The sequence below is a fragment of the Zestosphaera sp. genome (genome assembly GCA_038727705.1).
Lineage (GTDB): Archaea > Thermoproteota > Thermoprotei_A > Sulfolobales > NBVN01 > Zestomicrobium.
In genome coordinates this window covers 54,546-77,936 of record JAVYVJ010000003.1, presented here as the reverse complement: position 1 = coordinate 77,936, position 23,391 = coordinate 54,546, and the positions used below count along the sequence as shown (strand labels likewise).

Here is a 23,391-nt window from a genome sequence, read left to right as displayed (position 1 = left end):
AGTACAGCGTACAGGTATCTAATAACAGTGGCCGGCGAGTTACCCATCAAGTCATGGCGGAGCAGACCCAAATTCTATAAGGTGTTACTGAGGAACATAGGGGAGTTGCTTAGGAGGAAGGGGGCTCTTACCTACTCGTCTAAGTTGATTAACGCTAAGATATTCCTGGAGTCAGATGTCAGTGTTCTTGAGGAGTTAAGCAGGGTCTTCGGCGTCATGAAGGTCGCTGAGGTGGAGGTGATAGACTTTAACTCTTTGGAGGACCTGGTGCGTAGGGCGGGTGAGCTCAGCGTAGAACTCGTGTTGAACAGAAAGTTCGCGGTCAGGGTTAAACGCAGTGGCACACATGACTTCACCTCTCTTGACGTCGCGAGGGAGTTGGGTGCTTACTTAAGACCGCGTTCTGCCGGAGTGGATTTGGAGGAACCAGAGGTCGAGGTCATTTTGGAGGTCAGGGATTCTAGAGCTTACTTGTACAGGAGACTCGTCGAGGGGGTGGGGGGCTTCCCTATAGGCACTGAAGGACGCTCACTGGCCATGTTTTCCGGTGGCATGGACTCCCCCGTAGCCGCTTGGCTCACAGCTAAGAGGGGTGTCAGGGTTGACTACCTGCACTTCTTCATGGGCTCGCCGAGGTCAACCCGCCTGGCCTTCACAGTGGCTAAGACTCTCACCTCAGGGTGGTTTCACGGGCATAGCCCCAGGTTTTACGTGGCAGACCTGACGGAGGTGCTTACTCAAATCAGGGAGAGGGTCAGGTGGGAGTTCAGGCAGGTGGTGTTGAGGACGGTCATGTACATCATAGGGGCTAGGGTGGCTCTGAGGAACGGGTATGAGGCCCTCGTCACCGGAGAGTCTATAGGGCAGGCGTCGAGCCAGACTCTAACGAACATGAGCGCGGCTCAGGCAGTAGCGAACGTGAGCATACCCATCTTGAGGCCTCTGATAAGCTTCGACAAGGACGAGATAGTGAAGCTAGCAAGGACCATAGGGACTTACGAGCTCTCCTCTAAGGTGGGGGAACCCTGCGCCATAGCACCATCACGAGTCAGAACTAGAGTGTCTGTGGAGGAGTTGCGTAATGAAGTTGGTAAAATCTCAGGTGAGTTGATAGACAAGGTCTCGGAGTCCGTGAAGGTGGTTGACGTCATCAACTCAGTCCCTGAGGAGGCGTTGCCCGACAGTCTCGTGGCAATAGACTACATACCTGAGGACGCTGTTGTCGTAGACTTGCGTGATAAGGACGAGTACGTCGAGTGGCACTATCCGGGCGCACTACACTACGAGGACATAGATATCAACACGTTGAAGGGAAGGACGCTAGTCTTATATTGTTGGAGAGGCAACGTAAGCTACATAGAGGCAAGTAGGTTACGTGCTAAAGGGTTTAAAGTATATTCCTTCTCCGAAGGTGTGGAGGGACTTAGGAGGATTCTTGGGGTATGTTCGAAGACTTCATGCGAACGCCGTGATGACCCTCGATCACGACCTTAGAAACGCACTTCAGCAAGGAACACATCTCAGTTAACATGTTCGAGACTTCCCTACTGTCTGCAGCACATGAACTCCAGCATCCACCACTGCAGTGAAGGAGTGCCTTCAGGACGTCCCCCCTAACTTTAATCTCAAGATCCTCAACGCATTGATCCATTAGCTTGTCAGACGCTACAGCCAAACCTCCGATGAGCTTAATTAACCTATTGGCAACGTCACCTGCAATCACGTGATCCGTCCTGCCTGGCAGGGGCGGGCCTCTTAGAACGCATCCAGCCGATCCTCGCTCCACACGCCCAGCTAGTTCATGGATTAAGCCTTCGACCAGGATTCGTTGAGATATCCCAGTGAGGGATGAAAGCGATTCAGAGGCGTTCACGCCTATCTGAAACACTTTAGAGAGGTGATCCTGGATTCGGCGGTCACTGCATTCGAGATTCTTAACCACTAAGGAGGGATTCAGATACCTCAGCATGGTCTCGTACGCCTTCAAGACGGCGACCTGCTCAATCGACTCCAGCGAGCCCTTCCTGAGCTTCCTGATCTGCGTGACGGCATCAAGCCAGCTCTTACCGTACCTTCTAATCAGGTAAGCGGCAGCGACTGTGGCGGATCTCCCAAGTCCCCCTACACAGTGAACATATACCCTACCGCCTTCATTAACCCTCCCTAGGATCCACTCAATGATGTGTACTAAGCTGAGGAGGGGTGGTGACCTGAAATCGGGAACGGGGTCATGGAGCACTTCAACACCTAGGACTCTCCATAACGTTACATCATATCTTAGCTCGTGAGGGTATGTTAGAACCACCACATGCGAGTACTCCCTGACTAGTCGTTCCAACTCATTCTCCGAAGGTGCTGGGCCAAAAGACACATTCCTATCGACATGCACAGGGCCGGCTAACCCGACACCACCAATAAACAAAAGCCTTAAACGCTATTATTTAAGGAGAAGGGAAGACCAGAGTATGGAGACTATTATCTGCAAGGTCGTCGCTATGGAAGCCAGCTTAAGCCACCCACCCCACCCAATCTCGATCCCGGACTTCTCACTCATTCCGACAGCCACTAAATTGGCGGTCGAGCCTATCGGAGTGTAGTTGCCTCCAAGAGTCCCTCCATACAGTAGAGTCCAGAACACTGAGTTCGAAGCACTCAAGCTGGCTATGACCTTAGCCACGGGGGTCATGGCTACTATTACTGAGAGGTTGTCAAGCACAGAGCTTAGTACAGCAGCCATCGTCAGGATAATCAGGTTTAGAAGTGTATAGTTGACTATACCTCCACTTAATGACGTCAGGACGCTTAGGTAGGCTAGCTTAGACGCCGCGCCGCTCCAGAGAAGTGAGTGCCCCAACATGAACAGCGTGATGAAGAATAGGATCGAAGGCCACTCAACCCCCTTGACTACGAACTCCTCCAGCTCCTCGGGACTTACCCTAACCGCCGAGAGCACTATGAATACGTATGGGGTGAATGAGAGTAGAGAATGAGGATCTACGTAGAAACCACCCAACTGTGAAATCAGGAAAGAGATCGGGGAATTCAGGGCTATTGCGGTGAGGAAGCCGACCAACATCATTATTCCGTGTGTAATGAGCGCGAACTCACGACGTGTTATATTAGCGTAAAACTGAGTGACCATCGACTCTACATTGCTCTTAACCAGCCTGAGCGATAATTGAGTCAAGTACTTGCGGGTCAGGAGAGCAAACGAGGTCAGCATCACGATTAGCGAGAGGAGTGAGAGAGGCAGTGCTTTATAAATGAATTCGTTAACGGTTAACTGTGCTTCGAAAGACAGATATATGCCGATAGGATTGCCTACAGGTAACGCTATACTACCTGTGTTGGTGGCCAACACCGAAAGAATCACTAGGGGTCTAACGTCATACTTCGTGATCTTCCTCACGTTCATGACCAACATCATCACGTAGACTATGCTGGTTACCTCGCCCACCGCCAGCGCCAGAAACCACGCGAAGAGGGATAAGTATAAAGCGAGGAGGTAGGGCGAGCCCTTGCTCAAGTAGAGCAATCTGACGGCAATATATTCGAAAACCTTAAGCCTCCTAAGTATATATGCGAACACCATGCTCCCAATAAGAAATAGGATCAGCCTCCACTCAATGCCAGCTATCAACTCCTGAGGCGGAACTACCGCCATGAAGGTCATTAACGCCGCCGAGAAAAACGCTGCGAAATACCTAAGCCTCATAGAGATCACTGTGAGCCCGATCACCGTCAGGAAAAGACTCAGTGACACGACCTGCTCATATACCCCACGTGTCGAGTTGATGCTCTCCCAGCAAGTCTCCGAAGACTCGCCAACCCTCACAGAACACCAGAACCTCACTATCTCGCCACCCACACCATCGCTCGGGAGCTTGATGAAGCTCATGAGAACGTAGGAAATTGAAAGAGAGACAGCGAACAATATGAAAACTCTGAAAAACAGCTTCAAAGCGAAACACCATTATTTAGGTGGAGGCCATCTTCTGTCGAAGTACGGGCTTTTCGGAGACGCTGACAAGGGTATACCGAATATGTAACCAGGGTCCATCAGACCGAGTTCTTGCGCAGCCACCCCTATAGTGAACATCACACGATTGTCCACGTTATGGAGTGACGCAGTCTTAACTGCGGAACCTATTGCTATGCCTAAGTTGACCAGCGAGCAAACGACATTTGACTCCAGCCTCCACCCTTTAGGGCTCTTAACCCCTACATCAACGACCTTACCGCCCACCAGAACCACCGCCTCACTACCCCTCACGCTCTGAGCGTCCCTGGCGAAGAAGTCCCCTAAATCTTTGGCTAACTCCTCCATCTTAGTTGCTAGCGCCTCCAACTCCCTCCTATCGTTGAGTATTTTGACCTCCACGTTGTTGATGCCTCTAGCTTTGGGCGCTGTCCTGGCCGCCAGGGCCATCAACTTGGCTACTTCGAGAACTGCCTCCTTAACAGCCGCGTCCGGGTCAATCAAGCCGATGTCCCACCAATGTATATAACGAGGAGGTATTTAAATAAAAGTGAATCTTATTGAGTGCGGATCACTCACCCAGGAGAAAGCATAATTACCGGTGAAGCGACTCAAGTCTTGAGCTGAGGACCCTTGATCAACGCCCTCATTCATGAGGCTAGACTCCACAGGCCTCAGGCAGATGGCTCCCTTGAATGTCTGGTGTGTGAGAGGAGATGTCGCCTGAGGACTGGTGTGAGGGGTCTTTGCAGGAACTACATGAATATCGGCGGCAGGCTATACTCACTGGGTTACGGGAGGCTAAGTGCTGCGGAGAGCAGGCCTATAGAGGTAAAACCCCTCTACCATTACTGGCCTAACAGCACTGCCTTAACCTTCTCGACATTCGGATGTAACTTCTACTGCCCCTGGTGCCAGAATCATTTCCTGAGCTTCAGAGACCCTGGAAGTGATGTACCGTTGATGGATCCCGCCCATCTAGTTAAGTTAGCTAGGATATCTGGCGATAAGGGGCTTTCAGCCAGCTTCAACGAACCTACAGTTAACTACGAGTATTTAATCGACGTCGCAGACATAGCGCGTTCTGAAGAGCTTTACCTATCTATAGTGACTAATGGTTACCAGACTCCGGAGGCGCTGGACGAGTTAGTTGAGGTAGGGTTTGACGGCTGGAGTGTGGACATAAAGGGATGTCCGGGGATGAGGAGGGCGTTGCCCAACATAGATCACTCGAAGGTCTTCAGAAATGCGAGGAGGGTCCTTGACTTAGGCGGGCATGCAGAGATGGTGTACCTGGTCGTGACGCGCACGAACGATTACGACGAGTGCTCAGAGTGGATAATAGATAACCATCTCTCCAAGCTGGGGCCTGAGGTGCCGCTCCACATAAACAGATACTATCCGGCCCATAAGTGGAGGGAGGAGGCAACCCAGCTGAGGAAGTTGCTTGATATTTATGCTAGAGCCAGGAAAGAGGGCATTGAGTACGTGTACGTTGGTAACGTGGGAATACGTGAGTTGGAGACCACTAAATGTCCTAAGTGCGGGAAGATCCTCGTGGAGCGCTATAACTACAGCGTTACAGGGTTTAGCTTGGTTAGGGAGGGAGGCACGTATAGGTGTCCCCGTTGCGGGTATAAAATACCTTTGAGAGGAATGTGCAGTAACTCTAGATAAATGTAACGTCATCCCTAATGTGGATAGTCAGTCACCTCAGCATTTGAATCCACTCAACAACGCCGTTCTTAATCATCTCGAAGGCCATCGCGGCTATTATTATGGACATGAATCTGCCCAGCCCTCTGACGAAAGACCTGCTTAACTTAGCCACTATGAGCGAGGAGTACCTGAGCATCAGAGCTGATGTCGCAACAGCCAACAGTGACGCTGTAATCACTGCTAGGTAACCATCTATCGTGCTGTGCTCGGTTACCAGCAGTATTATAGTGGTCATAGTCCCGGGACCCACAAGCAGAGGGGTTGCTACAGGCATCACGGCTATCTCCTCAGGATCCAGTTTCTTGGATCTTGGTGCTTCGCCAAGTATGTCAAACGACAGGACCAGCAATATAGCACCACCACCAACCCTTAACGAGGCCAGGGAAATCCCGAAGAAGTTGAGGATCCATATACCTGAGACGGCGAAGATCACAACCATTATACTCATAGCTGCGAAAGCCTTCCACACAATCTCCCTCTTCTTCCTCTCCTCAAAACCCTCGGTGAGAGTTATGAATACAGGCACGGCGGCGAACGGATCAAGTATGGCAACTATCTTAACGTACATAACGAGCAGCATTAGCAGCCAGTCGATCACTTCGCTCACTCCGTATAACAAACTCTCCGCTCTACCTTTAAAGTCAGGTGTTCCGGTTATCCAACACTTTAACCCTCCAGAGTCTTAGGGTGACTCACCCGACCTCGCCCACCTTTGGGGCAGGGGCTGCCGGTTGTTAAACGTGTTTAGAAGCCCGTTTTGAGGGCTTCAACGGATTACTCAGACAGCCGCCACGACCTCACCGCTCAGGCTGTATTCTCCTCATCACTAAACCAACAATGATTTAGCGTTCCTCAGTATTAAGTCTTCTTAACAAATGCATCAAGACTCACCCCCCTCCCAGCCTTAGCCTTGCTGTGTGTCTGTATAGACTCATTAAGTTTGCTGAGGAGCTCCTCCCACGTCAGCTTTTCACCAACCGCCCAGTCAGCTATTAGGTCTGAGTGTCTGCTGATGATGCTTAAGAACTCCCTCCAATCAACACCTAATTTCTTCAATTCATTACCCCATGCACTCCAGAGGTACTGAGGCAGTTTATTGTATAACAAGACGCCCTTACCTCTATCATCCCCCAGAACCTTGTTGAGTTCCTTGATCATGTGCTTAAGCTCCCTCGGTTCACCAACTTTCGCTAAGCTCAAGCTAAATCCCTACAATCTAATATGTTATCCGTATTTAATACTGTAATGCAGAGGTGACTGCGTCACACACTCAAAGCACATCATCCACTAATTTGGTGCAGTGATAGCTTACTGTGAAAGAAAATTGATGAAGAGCATGATTGCTCAGTGTAGTGGAAAAATATCCGTATACTTAGACTTGAGGTTGTAGTTTATAACCCAGGATTTTAGTTATCAGGACCGTGCACGCATTATCGCCTGACACGTTGATGGCAGTTCTTATGGCATCTGCTATAGTGTCGATAACTAACATTATGCCGATACCCTCTAGAGGTAGCCCCATCACGGCTAACACGTACGCCAACATTATCGTGCCACCTCCGGGTATGGCTGCAGTAGCTATTGAGCCTACCAGGGCCGCGAATACTAGTAGCCCGTAATGATATGGTGTAAGAGGTATATTGAACAGCTGAGCTATGAATAGGGCACTCATAGCTTGATAGAGGGCTGTTCCATCCATGTTGACAGTGGCCCCTATGGGTAGCGTCACACCGAAAACCTCTTCCGGCACACCCATTCTCTTAGCAGCTTCCATGTTGGCCGGTAATGTGACTGCTGAGGACCTGGTTGTGAAGGCTATTATGAACGGGTATATCTGGGCCTTGAAGTACTTCACCGGGTTAAGTCCGCCTAGCCACACTACCACTGAATATACCACCAGGAAGTGGAAGATCGTTAAAGCATACTGAGTGCCGAGGAACTTAGCGTAGGCTCCAAGCATCTGAGGGCCGTATTGTATCATGAGCCAGGCCGCGTAGGCGAAGACAGCGACCGGTGCGTAGTACATGATAATTCTCACAAACCCTATCATGGTCTTAGACCCAAGTGACAGGAGGTTAGCCGCCTTCCTACCCTCCTCACCCAAGAACGTCACAGCCAGTCCCAGGATGATCGCGAATATTATCATGGTCATTGCGCCGCCTACCGCCAGCAACGCGTTGAAGTCCGTCTGGAAGAACGAGAGCAGTATATCGACTCCTGTAGGCGGTGTGGGCGGCGTGTATTTGACGGTGAGATTTAAGCCAGCCCCAGGCATCACTACCGAAGCTCCTATAATCCCCCATATCGCAGCTATTATTGTTGTCACTATATACAGGGCCATCATGTATATCAGTATCCGGCCGAGCCTCCTGGCATCAGCTATGGAGGAAGTCGCGGCAGCTATGGTGAAGAATATCAGCGGAGGTATGACTATCCTGATCATCCTGACGAATATATCACCGAATGCCTTGAGCCAGGTGCTAACGTCCTTCTGAACCTGCGAAGGGGTGGCAACGGACACGAGCCAGCCGATGGATATGCCGAGTATGAAGCCTATTGCTATGGCTACTAGAAGTCCGTACCTCGCACCAGCCTTGGACAAGGAGTGACACCATATATATGTATTTTAGAATACTTATAAATGTTGAAGAGATTTTCAACTGCTCAAATAATCGGTTAGCAAAAACTCCAAATATATAGCAACCCTGAGTAGTTTATCTAGTGCTATGTTTTTATTTACCTTGAACGCAGAACTCTATTGATGTGAAGTGATAGAATCTCTTGGGAAGGGTAGGAGAGTACATAGGGATATCGGTAAGGCCTACGTCTTTAAGGTACTCAATATAATGAAGCACTACTACAGCCTGAGAGACATCGAGAAAATGCTTGACCTGCCAGCCCAGACCATATGGAAGTACGTGAATCTGATGATCGTGCCTGAAGAGAAGACCGTAGCCAAGATAATCTCGAAGGTTGACGAGTTAAGGGTAATCGACAGATTAATTGATGAGTCACTTAGAGAGTTTAGAGAGAACCCGGTGAAAGTGTTGAGCAAGCCCGGCTTCCTCAAGCTGTTCTCTTATGTCGCGGAATCCTTCGTGGGTAATGCCAAGATAGACCTAGTGATCCCCGTATCGAATATCGCGATGATTCTAGGCAGTTATCTCGCGACGGAGCTCCCCAGCATCTTGTGCCCGTTCACAGAGGATCCCATCCACGATAAGAAGGGTTATGTGGTGGCCTACTACGCCAATACTGAGGGAGTTAACTTCATGGCAATGCCCAGGAGCTGTTTGAAGGAGAAGCCAACGTCCCTACTCATTGATGTCACGCTGGACGAGTTAAACAAGCTCAGAAGCGTTTTGGAGGCATTGAGCAGGGCTAAAGTAAACGTCTACGGCGTTGTAGCAGTCGAGGCTTCGGACGACGTCTGGGACTTCGTTAAAAATAACGGACTCCGGTTAACGACCTTAAGACACAGACACTACTAGAGGCTCCTCAACGCTCTGAGACCTGTCCGCGTAGGCCAGCTTATATTTCCTCGGCTTTAAATATCCTATTATTAGTTCGATCCCCTTAAGTGGGTCGCTCTGATCTCCGCACGTATAGACGTCCACAGTAGCGTACGCATACTCCATCCACGTGTGGACGGCTATGTGGGACTCCTCAACCAGCGCAATGACGGAAACCCCGCCCTTCTTACCACCGAAGCTCCAGGACTTAACCTCAACCAACTTCATGTTGGAGGCTCTGGCTGCCTCGATCACTACATTCCTCAGTGCCTCCTCGTCGGTAGCAGCACGAACGTCTATGTCGTAGAGGTTGGCGTAGTAGTGCTTACCAACTATGAAATCCTTGCCCTCAGCCATCTACATCACCCCTATCCGTCTCGTTAAACAGGAACGAGGAATCGAATCTGTAAGTCCTTCTAACATTGCCTTCCACTAGCGCATGAGTGACTATCGGCAAGGCTATCGTCGCGTCCACGTACACTACCCTCTTCCCAGCCTCCGGCGCTACTTTACCCCAGCTGACCGCCTCCTCGAGAGTGGCCCCGCTTAAGCCACCCCACTGAGGGGCGTCGGTAGTGAACTGAACAACGTACTCGAGTGGTTTGTAATAGTCGTGGAGGCCTTCCTCCTCAGCTATTAAAGTCTGCGCCACCGTGACGAGGTTAACGTAATCCTTAGGCACGCCGCCGCCTACGTAGATTGCGGCAAGCCTGCTTGAGAGCCTTCCGACCTCAACTATCTGGTAGAAGTCCTTAACCATGTCTATAGCTATTCTGTGCCCTCTACGGTATGGCAGGAGCGTCGCCATGCCGTAGCCGCTGTCAACTAGAGCTGGTGAGAAGACGGGAACACCGGCTCTGTAGGCTGCCGCAACTATTGAGTCGATGCCCCGCTCATTCAGGAATTTCCCGAACAGGTGGAGGAACTCTGCCGAGGAGTACGTGGACCCGTTGGGCAGGCCCTCGACAAACTCCCTGATAAGTCCCTCCATCTTTCTGTACTCCAGTTCGCTCGCTACCGTATCGTAGAATCTGTCGAACTTGTACTTAAGTAACTCGTAGTCGTTGACGCATGGGTGTGTCTTCAAATATTTGAAGCCCATGGCCTCGAATATGTCCTCACTTATTATTGCACCGGTTGACACGACTACATCAATGTACCTCTCCTCAACTAACCACTTAATGATCTTCCACATTCCGGCTGTGCTCATGGAGCCTGCAAGTCCGAGGAATATTGTAAGACCTTCGTCCTTAAACATATCTAGAAGCGCCTTATACGCCTCGCCTAAAGCCCTTCCCTGAAACGCCGTATCACCCATCCTCAACAGCAGTTCGTGGAGACCTCTACGGCTAACGTCAAGACTCCTCAACTCGCCCAGCACGAACGGATATTCCTTCATCTTTGCCTCTGACCGAGGTTAAGGGGACGCATGACTATTAAGCTTTAATGAATCCAAGTGGCACTACAATAAAGAAATGAGCTAAAGAACATGTATTTATTCATGTGGTTACATTTGAACATATGTGGGGTGCTTTTACTCTAATATGGTTAATCCTCACTTTCAGTATGCAAAGAGGTCTCTGCTCTCACGTACAAACACGTCGAACTCCTCAGCGAACTTACTTAAGTCCTCATATGTGTGAGCTGCTGAGAGGAAGAGGTGAGGCTTTGCGGGTGAGGTGTAGAGCACGCCTCTGCTGACCATGTGTTTGAAGAGAGCCCCGCAAGCCCTGACATTTTTGGTTGCCTCACTCTTCAAGGGATCTGTAGGCAACTCTTTAGTGAAGTGGATTCCGATCATAGATCCAAGTCCCGTCACGTGTCCTTGGAGACCGCTACGCTCTATAGAGTCTCTGATGTAGTCGCTCAACCTTCTACCCAGGGAGTCGAGTCTCTCGTAGAAAGACTCGCCAGCCTTGAGTAACTCGGATATTAAGGTGTAGCCGGCCCTCATGGTCAGTGGATTCCCAACGAAGGTTCCTCCGTGGAAGGCTCTCTCCCAGAACTTGGGGTGTTTTGTCTGATCTAGTAGTTCCATGTACTCTGAACGCCCTACTATGGCCCCCGCGCCAGCGAAGTACTGACCGCCGACGGCCTTACCAGTAGTTATTAAGTCAGGTCTGACTCCATAGTAATGCTGGGCTCCTTTATAGAATCTGAAGCCGGTGATGACCTCATCAAAGATGAGGAGGAAGCCCTCCTCATCGGCTAGCTCACGTAACCCTTTAAGGAAGTCCCTCTCAGCTGGAATGCAGCCGGCAACGCCGACCACAGGCTCCACAATAACTGCAGCGGGCTTCTCCTCCTTAACTATCGCCCTCGTTCTGTCCAAGTCGTTGTAGGGAAGTACTACTGTCTTGCTCGTGTCGAAGTACTGCATGTCGATTGAGGATGGTTTGTCATAAGGGTAGTTAACCCCTACATGTAGCTCTGGGTAGCCGCCGTGCCACCCGCCCAAGAACTTACCGACCTTAACCCTCCTAGTGTAGGCTCTGGACAATCTGACTGCGTACATGTTTGCCTCAGTACCTGAGTTAGTCGGTCTCACCAGGTCCATGTCGAACCACTGTGTAACTGCCTCAGCCCACTTGACCTCCCACTCATTACACCAGCCGAGGTGAGTTCCCAACTCCAGCTGCTCCCTCACGGCCTCCAGTATCGGCTCGTACCCAAACCCCGTCACTACGGCGCCGTGTCCCATCCAGAAGTCCACGTACTCGTTACCGTCAACGTCCCACACTCTAGATCCTTTAGCTCTGGTGACGTATATCGGATGGGGTGTAAAGTACCTCAGACTGTACGCAACGCCGCCCGGCAGGAATTTCCTTGCCCTCTCATACAGTTTCCTCGAGTTATCGTGGCCTCCTAGGTTTGGCACTCATAATCACCCAGGAACGCTGATGGGGTCATGATGTCCTTCATGGTCAGAAGCCCTGGCGGTGCCTGCATCATCCTCGGAATGACGTTAAGAACTATCGAAGCTGTCGCTATGTCGCCAGGCGTCCCTAACACACTCCTCCAACGCATTGTTGGCTCGCCCTCCAACACCACCTCGTCGTAGTCCTCCCTACCTACTGAAGCAAGCAGGTCGAGCCTTATGAATTCCCTGCCGCCGACGTATCCAATACCCCAACCATGTATCCCTGAGACTCTACCGGGCTCTATCTTGAAGTATTGGGTCTCCATGTATTTGTCAGCGATTATGGGTTCCTGACCCTCCTCAACCCTATCTACGCAGACCCCCAGCATGCTGGCGAGCAACATCACGGACTCCGCGTAACCCACATGCGCCGTTATCTCACCCGAGGAGACCTTCACCCTAAACTCTTCAGGAGTTAATGATAGCCCGTACTTCTTCTGGAATGAGTACCTTCTCTTAGATGCGTCCTGAGACCTGACCACGTGAATTCTATCTACTCTAGCGCTAACCGACGACAAGACGGCTGGAACGGTGTCAAACACGAATCCAGGATTAACGCCGGTGCCAAGGACTCTGACGCCGTTCTTCTTAGCCAGTTCGTCAATGAGTAATGAGAGCTCAGGATATCTGTACCAGGGGTATGCCAGAGTCTCCGAGGTCGACACTACATTAGCACCAACAGATATCGACTTAACGACTTGGGTGTAGATTCTGTCGAGGTAGGTGCCGGTGGTTATGACCACGAAGTCGGGCTTAACATTCTTCAGGAGATCCCAGGACTGGGCGTCATGTACCACCTTAACGCCTAAACTCCTGCCCAGACCGGCTGCAACCCCTAAGTCCTCACCGACCTTAGCCGGATCCACGTCAACACCGCCTACAAACTCTAACCCCTTTCTCGAGCTAGCGAGCCTGACTACGAGAGCCCCTATAGGGCCAATTCCGTAGAGAATCAACCTTAAAGGTCTGCCCAATGTATTACACCAAAAGTTAGTAGTAACTTAAGGTATTTAATATTACACTGTTCTACCATGTTTCGAATAACGCACCCACGCAAATTTAAAATGTACCATACGACTCGAATCTTTAGATGAGCAGAGACAAGGCATCCGGCCGGGTGTGGTAGATGGTTAAAGTGGTTGTGGAGGTATACTCCACCTTAAGGGAGAAGCTCGGCTGGTCTAGAAGGGAGTTACTCATCCCCTCCTCGAAAGCGTTGCTAGGGGACGTTCTTGATCTACTGCCTGAGGTAAAGAAGTACTTAGTGGATGAGGAGAACCGCATCAGAAGAGGAATCATACTGTTAGTTAACGGCAGGCACGCAGAGTTCACCGGGGGGCTGAAGACGCCCCTTGAAGACGGTGACTTAATAACTATCTTCCCGCCGAGTGGTGGCGGACAGCAGCCCTGACCGGCCGCACTAAACTCGGGTGTACGTAATCGCTTCATAGGTTACGCCTACCGAGTTTCTCGATCGTGATGGACTGCATGTCTAATTTGAAAGGGGACTCACTAACTCTAGGGAGGGTGATAACGAGAGGCAGATATTTTATGATAACTAACCTATAGAGGATGGTTGGGTCTGAAGCAATGCTGGTTGACGATCTGCGGGACGTGGGGAGTTGTTTGAAGGGGGTAGGTAAGAGAGTCAGGTACGAGGCCGTTTATGTGAGGGAGTGCACCTCAACACAGGATCTCGCAGCCTCGTTAGTCAAGCAGGGGTTCGGTGAAGGTTTGGTGGTGGTAGCTGAGAGCATGAGTCTCGGGAGGGGTAGGCATGGGAGGAGGTGGTCGGCTAACCCAGGTGGTTTGTGGTTCACTCTAGTCCTTAAGCCGTCCAAATTGAGTGGGATGCAGCTCCTGAGCCTAAGCACGGGTCTCTCAGTAGCTAAGTCGCTGAGAACGCTTTACGGGCTTAATGCATCGGTTAAGTGGCCTAACGATGTGGTAGTGGAGGGCAGGAAGATCTCGGGAGTTCTTGTTGAGGGGAGAGGTGATGCCGAGGTCTTCATTCTGGTGGGTGTGGGGGTTAACGTGAACAATGAGATACCTGAAGACCTTAGGGGGAGGGCTATCAGTGTGAGGGAGGTTATTGGATATCCAACGCCCAGAACACCGTTGCTGATCGAGATCCTTAAGAATATAGAAGAGGCGTACATGAAGATACTTGAAGGCAGGTCTAGAGAGGTAGTGGATCAATGGCGTCAACTAGCTGAGACATTAGGGGGTAGGGTTAGGGTGGTGACAGGCGAGGGCATTATAGAGGGGAGGGCAGTTGATGTGGCCGACGATGGGGCTCTAGTGGTGGAGGAGACAACCGGTGTGAGACACCGAATTTATAGTGGGGATGTAGTTCGCGTGAGCTAAATCACCTCAAGTATCAGGGGTTGAGATTCAAAGTCAATGACACAAAGATGCCACGCTTAAGCTATAAAAACTTAACAGGCTATGATAATCAACGTGCGAATTTATTAATCTCTTCTTACTGAATATATGGGGAGTGTATTTATGTCCTCAGGCGAAGATAAATTAGCTTCTGCGTTGCAGAAGCTAGTAATATATGTGGTTATCGCAGTCATTGTGATGGGGGTGCTGAACTGGATCTTTAACTACTTGATACCGGATGTGGCCTCCGCCTATAAGTTGGAGGGTCTATTGGTGATAAGGGATTATCAACCATACATATACATACTTGTGTCCCTGGTGATAGGCTGGTTCATCGTATCGGCGGCCGCATCGATGTTCTACGCCATTCTGAAACCTAAGTACGGGGTCTCGGCTGCCGCGGCCGTCAGGAGTTTAGTGAGGATCTTGGGCTTGGGCGCGTTGCTTGCCTCGATTGCTGGAGGAGTTGCCGGAGGGGCTGCCGGGGTGGCTCTGGGCGGCTTTATAGGGTTAGTGATCGGTTACGCGACGCAGCAAGTCCTCGGTCAAGCTGTGGCCGGTATGTTCTTATTGCTCGCGAGACCTTTCAAGATAGGGGACCTCATAGACGCTGCCGGTGAGTCGGAAGTCAAGGTAGCTGATATAGGGACTCTCTTCACAGTTGCTGAGAGGAAGGACGGTAATACGGTCTTAATACCTAGTACTGCGTTAATAGGCCAGAAGATAGTTATAAGGAAGCTTCAGCAGGAGCAGACCCAGAGCGCTTAAAACTTGATTTTTAATTCCAAACCCCGAAATTAGCTTTCGGTGATGTAGCATGAAGATCTGGATTCTTAGAGACTACTCGAGATGTGTCGGGTGCAGGATCTGTGAGATCGAGTGTTCTCGGAGGCATGAGGCCATCATATGGCCTTCAGCCTCTAGAATAAGGATACATGAGTCTGTTTTCGGCTTCCCCATACCCTACTTATGCGTTCAGTGTGACGATTATCCATGCATTCCTTCATGCCCGACTAGCGCACTAAGCGTTGGAGAAACTGGAGCCGTTGTGGTTGATGAGGAGCGCTGCGTTCTGTGCGGGTCTTGCATCGAGGCATGCCCTGGGAGAGTGCCTAGGATCGTCGAGGGCTTGAAGGCTGTCGTGATATGTGATCTATGCGGTGGAAGCCCAGCATGTGTTGAAGTATGTGAACTGATGGGATTCAACGCGTTGAGGGTTGTGCGTAAGCCTGAGGGTGAGGTAGTCAAGAATTACCTCAACAATCCATTAAGAGCCTCCGAGGAGGTGGCTAGGAAGCTGGGTGTTGCCTTGAGGTGATGTGAGTGTTTGGGGTATGGGGTAGGATCTTAGACGTAGATTTAGACACCAACACTTCGAGAATACTGGACGTGCCTGAGGAAGTTTTCAGGAAATTTGTCGGTGGCAGAGGTCTTGCGGCGTGGCTTCTGTGGGATGAGCTGGGGGATAGGTGGGAGTCTGTAGACCCTCTCGGACCTGAGAACTTACTTCTCGTGCTCACAGGCCCCCTAACAGGCTACTACCCCGGCGCTAAGCTTGTTGTCTCAGGCAAGTCCCCGCAGAGTAACGGCGTCGTAGGCTCCACGGTCTCCAGTGAGCTGGCTGTGGATATTAAGACTGCAGGGTATGACGGGCTGATTATAAGGGGTGCCTCAGAGACCCCTGTCTACATCTATGTGGATAGTCACGGAGCTCAAATCAGGGATGCCTCACCCCTCTGGGGTTTAGGAGGGCTTAAGTTAATTGCTGCTCTAAACCACCTTCTGGAGAGCGACTTAAATGCCGGTAGGGGGCTTGACGTAGTGCCAAGCTACATCTACATAGGGCCTGCAGGAGAGAACTTGGTGAGGACCTCAGTCGTCATGAGTAAACTCACGCACGCCGCCGGTTATGGGGGCTACGGTGCGCTGATGGGTTCCAAGAAAGTTAAGGCTGTGGTGGCTAAGGGGTCAGGTCCTATGCCGCCTGTCCACGATAGTGAAGGGTTCGCTAGAGCATGGAGGGAGGCCCTTGGTGAGCTGTGTGACAGGATGAGAACCTTCAGGTATTGGGGGACGACGCAGGGGCTCTGGACTACGGGCTACAGAACGAGCTCTGAACCTATAAAGAACTGGATGGAGGAATGGCATAACATCAGGGCCTTCACACATGAAGTCCTTGAGAGGAAGTGCTGGGTGAGGAATCTCTGGAGTGATTGGGGATGCCCGACCTCATGCATGAAGGTAAGTAAAGTCCTTGACAACGGTACCACGTACGTGACGGACGGTCCTGACTACGAGATGGGTGCATACCTGGGAAGTAACTTAGGGGTCTTCGACATGCCTTCGGTTGTCAAGCTCTCCGCGTTGGCCGACGAGCTAGGGCTGTGCGGGATACAGACAGGAAACGTGCTCGGATTCGCTATAGAGCTCTTCGAGAGGGGATATCTATCGAGGGTCGACGTAGGCTGTGAGCTGAGGTGGGGTAATGTTGAGTGTGTAAGGAAGTTCATGGAGGACATAGCATACAGAAGGGGGCTTGGAGGACTCATGGCGGAGGGCACGTATAGAGCGGCGTTGAAGCTCAGTACATCTAAGGGCGTGGATCTGCTTAAGTATGCCGTCCAAGTCAAGGGGATTGCGGTGGGAGCTCATGGGGTGAGAAGCGGTCTGGACTACCCGCAGAAGATAGCCTACGCTGGATCTGTGCAGGGAGGCGATCACACATCAACGGCGGGCACGCCGGTTAAGTCAACGGAGTCGGAGGCTTTCAGCGCTTTCCTAGACAGTGCGGTAGTCTGTATCTTCAATACTATGGAGGTTGAGAAGTTGGTTACTTATATGAACGTGGTGACTGGATGGGGTTTAACCGAGGATGACCTCTATGCGAGTGGTGTAAGGATATTAACCCTTCAGAGGGTCCTCCTCTTGCTTGGAGGACCTGACGTATTCTGGGATCCGAGAGTGCATGACGACAACCCTGAGAGGTTCTACGAACCGTTGCCCGGAGGCCCTAAGGCCGGTGGAGCTCCTAGAAGGGAGGACGTAAGGATTGAGTTAGGGAGGTACTACAGCGAGCTGGGGTGGGATGAGCTGGGGATCCCTAAGGAGGAGACCCTGGAGAGGTTAGGCCTGGTGGAGCTTGCTAGGGAGATAGGCAGAGTCAAAGCGAGGTTAGGGATTAATGCATAGGGTGTGCGTCAGGACGGCGTGGTTGCCTAAGGACGTGAGGATATGCCTGGAGCTAGAGGGTTGCACGTCGGTGGGGGAGGCGATTGAGAAGGCGCTCAAGACAGTTGGTATGGAGGTGAACTTGGAACTCATAGCCGTGGGTAGTGGCAAGAAGCTCGTCAAAATCGATGAGGACGTGTGCAATTATGATGAATTACAAATATATAGGCTGTTCCATGGAGGGTGAACGCCGCACGTGGTAGCCGGACCTAGCGTTCCGTGAAGAGTCTGGTGCTAAAGTATCTTGCAGCGTAGTCCGGGAGTATAGTAACTATCTTCTTCCCCTCACCCAGGTTAAACTTGAAAGCGATCTTCAGTGCAGCAGCAACGTTAGCCCCTGAGGAAATCCCTACTGCAAGGCCCTCACATCTCGCAAGCCTCCTAGACATCTCTATGGCATCGTCGGTGGACACTACCTCAAAATGATCTATCAGGTGCTTATACCTCCTTATTATGTCAGGCACGAAACCGTCTCCAACCCCCTCTATCTCATGTCTGCCTGCCGGGCCCTCCACACCTGTATAGAACCAGTGATGGACTACAGGACATTCTGACGGCTCAGCCCCAACCACTAGCGTTTTCGGATTCACTTCTTTAAGCCGCTTAGCGATGCCGACTAACGTTCCTCCAGTGCCTACGTGGGCCACGAATGCGTCGACAGCGCCTAGCTGTTCAACTATCTCCCTGCCAGTGGTCTCGTAGTGTGCCTCAACGTTCGCCTCATCGTCCCACTGATTCAGAAATACGTACTTGTCCGGATGCAGTTCCTCAAGCTCCTTGGCGTAGCTAAGCACCTTAAATGCGTCGAACCCACCGCCCGGCACCCTAATTATGTCCGCTCCGTAGTGCTTAATCAGTTTAAACCTTTCCTCGCTAACTCCCTCCGGCATCACTACAGTCACTCTATATCCTAGTGCAGCACCTAGCGCGGCGAAAGCTATCCCCGTGTTACCTGTCGTAGCGACCAATATGGTCTTGCCCTTACTTAGTCTGCCCTGTGCCTCAGCCCTCCTAATCATGTAGAGCGCCATCCTGTCTTTAATACTGCCTGTCAGATTCATGAATTCGAGCTTAACCCACACCTCAGCCTTCAAACCTCCTGGAACAACGTTCTTTAGCCTGACTACAGGTGTGTGCCCCACCGCGTCGGTTACGAAATACTCCGACCTCAAGCTAGTGAACCCAATAAAGACGCCGTAAAGCAACTAATAAGGAGGAGGGTTGAAGGGCTGAGGAGACTTTATATTGACTATGGAGATACATTAGGGGGTCATGAAAATGACGTACCCGGTTATAGATCTTCATGAAGATGTATCTACCTACTTCCTGACGTTCGGGAGCGGCCAGGTGCTCGCCGACTTCGGTGTCGATGTTAGTGGTAGGGATGCGGATATCCCAAAGTACGTCCGTGGTAATGTTAGAGTGGTGTTCGCCTCCGCGTTCCCTGGAACCCACACCTTCGACGTAAGGCTTCGTGAAGAGGTAGGGAGCGGAAGGTGGCTACCTAAAACGATAATGAGGTATCCACAGATACAGCTTTTCGAACACTTCAAGATCTACTATGCCCTGGCCGAGGCTTACGGGATAGCGCTGGTTGAGTCTGCTAAGGACGTTGATAATATCACTCTCTCAAGGGAGTATAGATTCGGCTTCCTCATCCATGTCGAGGGGGCTGACTCTGTGGACGACCCGTACGACCTCATATTGCTCAGGAAGCTGGGACTGAGGTCCTTAGGGCTGACGTGGAACTACAACAATAAGTGGGCGTCGTCGTGCACCTCGCAGAAGGATTATGGGCTGACGCCCGACGGTGAAGAATTAGTCAAGATGGCGAACAAGCTGGGTATCATGTTGGATGTAGCCCATGCAAGCAAGAGAACAGCCCTCGAAGTTCTTGAGGCGTCCAGGAAGCCGGTCTTAATAAGTCACGCTAACGCCAAGGCAGTGCATAATCACAGGAGGAACGTAGAGGATGAAGTTCTTGAGGCGTTGCGCAGAAACGGAGGCGTCATCGGTCTGACTTTCGTTCCATCATTCATATCACGTAAAGAAAGACCCACTACAGAGGACCTGGTTAAGCACTTCATCCATGTCCGTGAGACATTCGGACCCGACATACTGGCTATAGGGACTGACTTCCACGGACTCTTAGGGCAGCCGGGGCCTGTAGGTCTTGAGACTGTGGACAAAGTGCAGGACTTACTGAATCTGCTGAGGGACAGGGGATTCAGCGAAACGGATTTGAGGAAGATAGCCTACGAAAACGTCTTGAGAGTGATTCACGGGAACCTGCAGTAAGGACCTTAGACAGGACCTAACGCGAGTCCGTCCCCTCTGATATCAACGTAACCTGCCTTAACCCTACTCCCAAACACCTCAGCGGCGGCGGCGACGCCGAGTCTGGACGGGTATTTAGTCTTTCTCAAACTGTACCCACCTACCTCGCCTTCCTCAAACCCCTCCTCCAACTCAATGATTTGAGTCCCGGGATGCCAGATGAACCTGGGATGTTCTATAGCTTCTTGTGGGCTCATTTTGTGCCCAAATATATTCTCGAATATCTCCGCATGGAGTTGTGGCCTAAAGTGACCTCCGGAAAGCCCTAACGTCATCTCCTTCTTCTCTGTCACGATTATCATTGCTGAGAGGGTGTGTAGAGGCTTCTTAAGGGGTGCAAGCGAGTTCGGGTGACCGGGCATTAGGTTGAATGAGGAAGCTCTGCAGTTGAGCGTAATGCCGTAGGTTGGTTCAGTGACCTTTGAACCAAATGGGTAGAATAGCGACTGAATACCTGACACTACTAAGCCCTCCTTATCTACTACTGTGAAGTACGTGGTGTCGCCCTCCCCTCTAGGCTTTAAGGACTTCCCTCCAACGGCATTATTCAGAAACTCGTCACTGAGTAGATGGTCAACGCTGACGCTCATACAACGCGGGTCTCCAACGTAGGTGTCTCTGATCCTGTAGGCGGTCTCGAAAGCACGCAAGTAGGCTGTGAGCCTCCTTATTGAGGTTGAGGACCCTGTGTCAGCATTTCGGAGGAGCTTCAAGAGATGTAACGTTGTGACTCCCTGCGTGTTGGGAGGCATTTCATAGATGGTCATGCCGTCGAACTGCAACCTGATAGGCTCTCCCAACTCCGCCTTGAAGGAATGCATATCCTCGTAGCTAATGAGGCCGCCCAGAGATCTAACATACTCTGATATCTTAAGAGCTACGTCTCCGTCATAGAAGTTCCTCGGGTTCTCACGGATGGCCTCCAACGTCCTCACCATGCCGTCGAACCTAACGAGATCTCCAGACATGTAGAACTGCGTAGCCGCGAAGTAAGTCCTCCTAGAACCTTCGTCTCTAAGTAGAGAGACCTTCAAGTTGTTGAGGGCTGTTGCGAGGCTCGGTGTGATCGGGAAACCCTCTTTAACAGACCTTATTACCAGGTCAACGAGTTTACTCCACTCAAGGGTCCCGAACTTACTCCACATAACTCTAAGGCCGTCGATCATTCCCGGCACGACCGCTGAAAGCGGGCCCTCCACAGGAACTTCGCTGAGCCCAAGTGTCTTGGGGTGTTCTATGCTCATTCTAGAGGGTGCGTATCCTGAACCGTTAACGAAGACTACGTTACCGTTTAGATCCTTTACAAGAGCGAAGAAATCACCCCCCAACCCTCCCAGGTGGGGCAGGGTGACGCTCAACGCGAGCGACGTGGCGACAGAGGCGTCGACAGCATTACCTCCTGACTCAAGCACCCTAACGCCGATGGCAGAAGCCAGCGGGGACTCACTGGCAACGACGCCCTTTAAGGAGTAGAAGGGTGTCCGGAACATGTACTCACCAATATACAGAGCATTAGCGATAATTTAAGCTGGGTTGGGGGCGGTGCCGGTTATAGCCCGCCTTCAGTAGTACGGCGGCATTGAGCTTAACGGCCTACCCGCGCCTCACGCGGCCCTCATCGGCGCTGCTTGGCCTTGCTCCCGGGGAGTCGGCCGTTTCAACGCATCCGCCCTCATACTCAGCGGGTTACTGACGCCTCGTTGCCGAGACGTCCTCACCGCCTCACAGACATCCGAGGGTGGCCGTGTCGTTTCTGTGCCGGAGCTACGGGTCTCCCCGCACTCCTTGCGGAGTCCCCGCACCGCGCGGAGGGCGGTGCTTCCTCAGGGGCGATCCCCGTAGCCGCCAACCGGCTCCGCCCCTATAGCTAATTAAGTACGTAACTTATAAGGCATGGATAACTGATTAGGCTTTGTCCTGCGGGTTAAGAAGAGGTTGCTTTATAGACTAGAGTTACTTCTTGCCCTTAGTCTTTTCAGTAGTCTCCGTGGCTTTAGTCTTCTGAGATTCCCTGCTCTCACTTATCATGAAGAGGGTTGTCTTCTGCCTGCCTCCCACACGCATCACCTCTATATATGGGGGCGTTGCCACTTAATAAGGTTTTTTACTGTTGGTCGCTATACAGAGTTAGGCGTTGGTGATGGATGAAGCGCTTAACACTTTGTCAAGTCAGCCTGCTATCATGATACCTATCTGCTTGACCCTCTCTGTCACGTATTTATTCGTGATAGTAGGGTCCATAGGCTACGTTACCTATAGGCCTAGGAGGAAGCCGTATAGAGCGGACAACGTCGAGTTCGTGCTTGTGACTGTAGCCAACGGTAAAGTTAAGAACGCTCTTAAGGAATCCCTGAGCAACTTACGGAATATGTTTAGAGGCTACGTGGTCTGGCTGGTGATCGACGAGGGTGCTGAGTTGACGCACTACTTAAGCGCGCTAGCGTTGTCAGATCCCTACGTGAGATTGGTAGTAGTGCCTAAGGGATATGTTAGTCAGTGTAGGGGTAAGGCGAGGGCCATGCGTTACTTCATAGAGTACTTAGTTGATCAGAGGAACTGGTATGTCTTTCTAGATGACGATAACTTGGTACTCGGCAACGACTTTCTGTATGAAATACCCTACTATGAGGAGAGGGGGTATGTGGCGTTCAACCCAATACTTAAGCCGAGGAGGGGTCGCTCCACACTGGCCTTCATAATCGACTGGGTAAGGTACTTCAATGATCTAACCTTCTACAGGTTCTTCACAGGGCTTCTAGGGGTGCCGCTTCTAGGACTGCATGGAGAGTTACTGGGGATTAGAGGGGATGTCTTGAGAGAGCTTAACATCCGCCCTAACTCGATCGCAGAAGATTTCAGGGTGGCGGCAGAGTTGGTCAGGAGGAATTACAAGACCTGGCAGTCGGGCACTATTGTAAGCATTAAATCGCCGAACAACTTAAGCGATCTTCAGATGCAGAGAGCCAGATGGTTTAAGGGAGTCCTAAACGATCTGATGCACGCACCTAACGCAATGAAGGTGCTTGTAGTGCTTAAATCTTTCAACTGGGTTGTCAGCATCCTAGCCGTGACCGCGATCATAGTGACTGCCAACTATAACGTGTACGTGATGTCGCTCATTATGCTGAACTCTATCTACTACTGGACAGCGTACATGTACGGAGTCTATAAGTCTGGGGGATTCAAATATATCCTGCTAACCCCTTTCGCGTGGGTGATTGAGGTCAGCTCGATCTTTAGGGTGTGCTCGATAAGAGGATTTTACGTTATCAATAAGAACTAGTCAGCCGATGTCGGTCACATCACATCTC

23 protein-coding genes and 1 other RNA gene are annotated in these 23,391 nt (G+C 51.2%); 11 read left to right on the top strand and 13 right to left on the bottom strand.

What is annotated here, in order from left to right; translation table 11 throughout:
- On the top strand, positions 1-1,494 hold a 1,494-nt coding region (locus tag QW772_07530; GenBank protein ID MEM0038757.1), incomplete at its 5' end, for a THUMP domain-containing protein.
- On the opposite strand, the gene QW772_07525 is transcribed toward QW772_07530, so the two are convergent.
- The 3 genes from QW772_07525 to QW772_07515 all read right to left on the bottom strand — a co-directional run bounded on the left by QW772_07525 (position 1,424) and on the right by QW772_07515 (position 4,483).
- Positions 1,424-2,338, bottom strand: coding sequence for a dual specificity protein phosphatase family protein (locus tag QW772_07525; protein MEM0038756.1), 915 nt, complete (start codon positions 2,336-2,338; stop codon positions 1,424-1,426). The two genes, QW772_07530 and QW772_07525, sit on opposite strands and share 71 nt — an antisense overlap.
- 99 nt (positions 2,339-2,437) lie before the next feature.
- The gene (locus tag QW772_07520; GenBank protein MEM0038755.1) at positions 2,438-3,961 is read right to left on the bottom strand and encodes an SLC13 family permease; all 1,524 of its coding nucleotides are present in this window, start codon (positions 3,959-3,961) and stop codon (positions 2,438-2,440) included.
- 12 nt (positions 3,962-3,973) lie between these two features.
- Positions 3,974-4,483, bottom strand: coding sequence for a DUF2148 domain-containing protein (locus tag QW772_07515; protein ID MEM0038754.1), 510 nt, complete (start codon positions 4,481-4,483; stop codon positions 3,974-3,976).
- 129 nt (positions 4,484-4,612) lie between these two features.
- Between QW772_07515 and QW772_07510 the strand changes: the two genes are divergently transcribed.
- The gene (locus tag QW772_07510; protein ID MEM0038753.1) at positions 4,613-5,656 is read left to right on the top strand and encodes a radical SAM protein; all 1,044 of its coding nucleotides are present in this window, start codon (positions 4,613-4,615) and stop codon (positions 5,654-5,656) included.
- A 31-nt stretch (positions 5,657-5,687) separates the two neighbouring features.
- On the opposite strand, the gene QW772_07505 is transcribed toward QW772_07510, so the two are convergent.
- The 3 genes from QW772_07505 to QW772_07495 form a co-directional block, all read right to left on the bottom strand.
- The gene (locus QW772_07505; protein MEM0038752.1) at positions 5,688-6,305 is read right to left on the bottom strand and encodes a MarC family protein; all 618 of its coding nucleotides are present in this window, start codon (positions 6,303-6,305) and stop codon (positions 5,688-5,690) included.
- 251 nt (positions 6,306-6,556) lie between these two features.
- Positions 6,557-6,898, bottom strand: coding sequence for a hypothetical protein (locus QW772_07500; GenBank protein MEM0038751.1), 342 nt, complete (start codon positions 6,896-6,898; stop codon positions 6,557-6,559).
- Positions 6,899-7,070: 172 nt separating this feature from the next.
- Positions 7,071-8,300 (bottom strand): dicarboxylate/amino acid:cation symporter, encoded by a 1,230-nt coding sequence (locus QW772_07495; protein MEM0038750.1) that lies wholly within the window; start codon positions 8,298-8,300, stop codon positions 7,071-7,073.
- Positions 8,301-8,466: 166 nt separating this feature from the next.
- Between QW772_07495 and QW772_07490 the strand changes: the two genes are divergently transcribed.
- Positions 8,467-9,189, top strand: a complete 723-nt coding sequence (locus QW772_07490; protein ID MEM0038749.1) for a hypothetical protein — start codon at positions 8,467-8,469, stop codon at positions 9,187-9,189.
- Here QW772_07490 and speD read toward each other — a convergent pair.
- The 4 genes from speD to QW772_07470 form a co-directional block, all read right to left on the bottom strand.
- Positions 9,169-9,567: an adenosylmethionine decarboxylase gene (gene speD, locus QW772_07485; protein MEM0038748.1), complete on the bottom strand. Its 399-nt coding sequence runs from the start codon at positions 9,565-9,567 to the stop codon at positions 9,169-9,171. The two genes, QW772_07490 and speD, sit on opposite strands and share 21 nt — an antisense overlap.
- Positions 9,560-10,609 carry a deoxyhypusine synthase gene (locus QW772_07480; protein MEM0038747.1) on the bottom strand — a complete coding sequence of 350 codons (1,050 nt, stop codon included), beginning with the start codon at positions 10,607-10,609 and terminating at the stop codon, positions 9,560-9,562. The genes speD and QW772_07480 overlap by 8 nt, the downstream gene beginning before the upstream one ends.
- Before the next feature lie 162 nt (positions 10,610-10,771).
- Positions 10,772-12,088 (bottom strand): aspartate aminotransferase family protein, encoded by a 1,317-nt coding sequence (locus tag QW772_07475; GenBank protein MEM0038746.1) that lies wholly within the window; start codon positions 12,086-12,088, stop codon positions 10,772-10,774.
- Positions 12,076-13,104 carry a dihydrodipicolinate reductase gene (locus QW772_07470; protein MEM0038745.1) on the bottom strand — a complete coding sequence of 343 codons (1,029 nt, stop codon included), beginning with the start codon at positions 13,102-13,104 and terminating at the stop codon, positions 12,076-12,078. Before QW772_07470 ends, QW772_07475 begins: the two co-directional genes overlap by 13 nt.
- Before the next feature lie 152 nt (positions 13,105-13,256).
- On the opposite strand from QW772_07470, the gene QW772_07465 reads away from it, so the two are divergent.
- From QW772_07465 to QW772_07440, 6 genes are all read left to right on the top strand, one after another.
- Positions 13,257-13,541 (top strand): MoaD family protein, encoded by a 285-nt coding sequence (locus QW772_07465; GenBank protein MEM0038744.1) that lies wholly within the window; start codon positions 13,257-13,259, stop codon positions 13,539-13,541.
- A 161-nt stretch (positions 13,542-13,702) separates the two neighbouring features.
- The gene (locus tag QW772_07460; GenBank protein MEM0038743.1) at positions 13,703-14,497 is read left to right on the top strand and encodes a biotin--[acetyl-CoA-carboxylase] ligase; all 795 of its coding nucleotides are present in this window, start codon (positions 13,703-13,705) and stop codon (positions 14,495-14,497) included.
- Positions 14,498-14,638: 141 nt separating this feature from the next.
- A complete protein-coding gene (locus QW772_07455) occupies positions 14,639-15,283 on the top strand; it encodes a mechanosensitive ion channel family protein (GenBank protein MEM0038742.1) in 645 nt (214 codons plus the stop codon).
- 49 nt (positions 15,284-15,332) lie between these two features.
- Positions 15,333-15,833: a 4Fe-4S dicluster domain-containing protein gene (locus QW772_07450; GenBank protein ID MEM0038741.1), complete on the top strand. Its 501-nt coding sequence runs from the start codon at positions 15,333-15,335 to the stop codon at positions 15,831-15,833.
- Positions 15,834-15,838: 5 nt separating this feature from the next.
- Positions 15,839-17,704: an aldehyde ferredoxin oxidoreductase C-terminal domain-containing protein gene (locus QW772_07445; GenBank protein ID MEM0038740.1), complete on the top strand. Its 1,866-nt coding sequence runs from the start codon at positions 15,839-15,841 to the stop codon at positions 17,702-17,704.
- Positions 17,697-17,930 (top strand): hypothetical protein, encoded by a 234-nt coding sequence (locus QW772_07440; GenBank protein ID MEM0038739.1) that lies wholly within the window; start codon positions 17,697-17,699, stop codon positions 17,928-17,930. The genes QW772_07445 and QW772_07440 overlap by 8 nt, the downstream gene beginning before the upstream one ends.
- 22 nt (positions 17,931-17,952) lie before the next feature.
- Here the strand turns inward: QW772_07440 and QW772_07435 are convergent, their stop codons facing one another.
- On the bottom strand, positions 17,953-18,915 hold the full coding sequence (locus tag QW772_07435; protein ID MEM0038738.1) for a cysteine synthase family protein: 963 nt from the start codon (positions 18,913-18,915) through the stop codon (positions 17,953-17,955).
- A 106-nt stretch (positions 18,916-19,021) separates the two neighbouring features.
- On the opposite strand from QW772_07435, the gene QW772_07430 reads away from it, so the two are divergent.
- Positions 19,022-20,041, top strand: a complete 1,020-nt coding sequence (locus tag QW772_07430; protein ID MEM0038737.1) for a dipeptidase — start codon at positions 19,022-19,024, stop codon at positions 20,039-20,041.
- A gap of 5 nt (positions 20,042-20,046) precedes the next feature.
- On the opposite strand, the gene QW772_07425 is transcribed toward QW772_07430, so the two are convergent.
- Positions 20,047-21,570, bottom strand: a complete 1,524-nt coding sequence (locus QW772_07425) for a gamma-glutamyltransferase family protein (GenBank protein ID MEM0038736.1) — start codon at positions 21,568-21,570, stop codon at positions 20,047-20,049.
- A 50-nt stretch (positions 21,571-21,620) separates the two neighbouring features.
- Positions 21,621-21,938, bottom strand: an RNA gene (gene rnpB, locus QW772_07420) — RNase P RNA component.
- A 282-nt stretch (positions 21,939-22,220) separates the two neighbouring features.
- Between rnpB and QW772_07415 the strand changes: the two genes are divergently transcribed.
- Positions 22,221-23,363, top strand: a complete 1,143-nt coding sequence (locus QW772_07415; protein ID MEM0038735.1) for a glycosyltransferase family 2 protein — start codon at positions 22,221-22,223, stop codon at positions 23,361-23,363.
- The last annotated feature ends 28 nt before the right edge of the window (positions 23,364-23,391 follow it).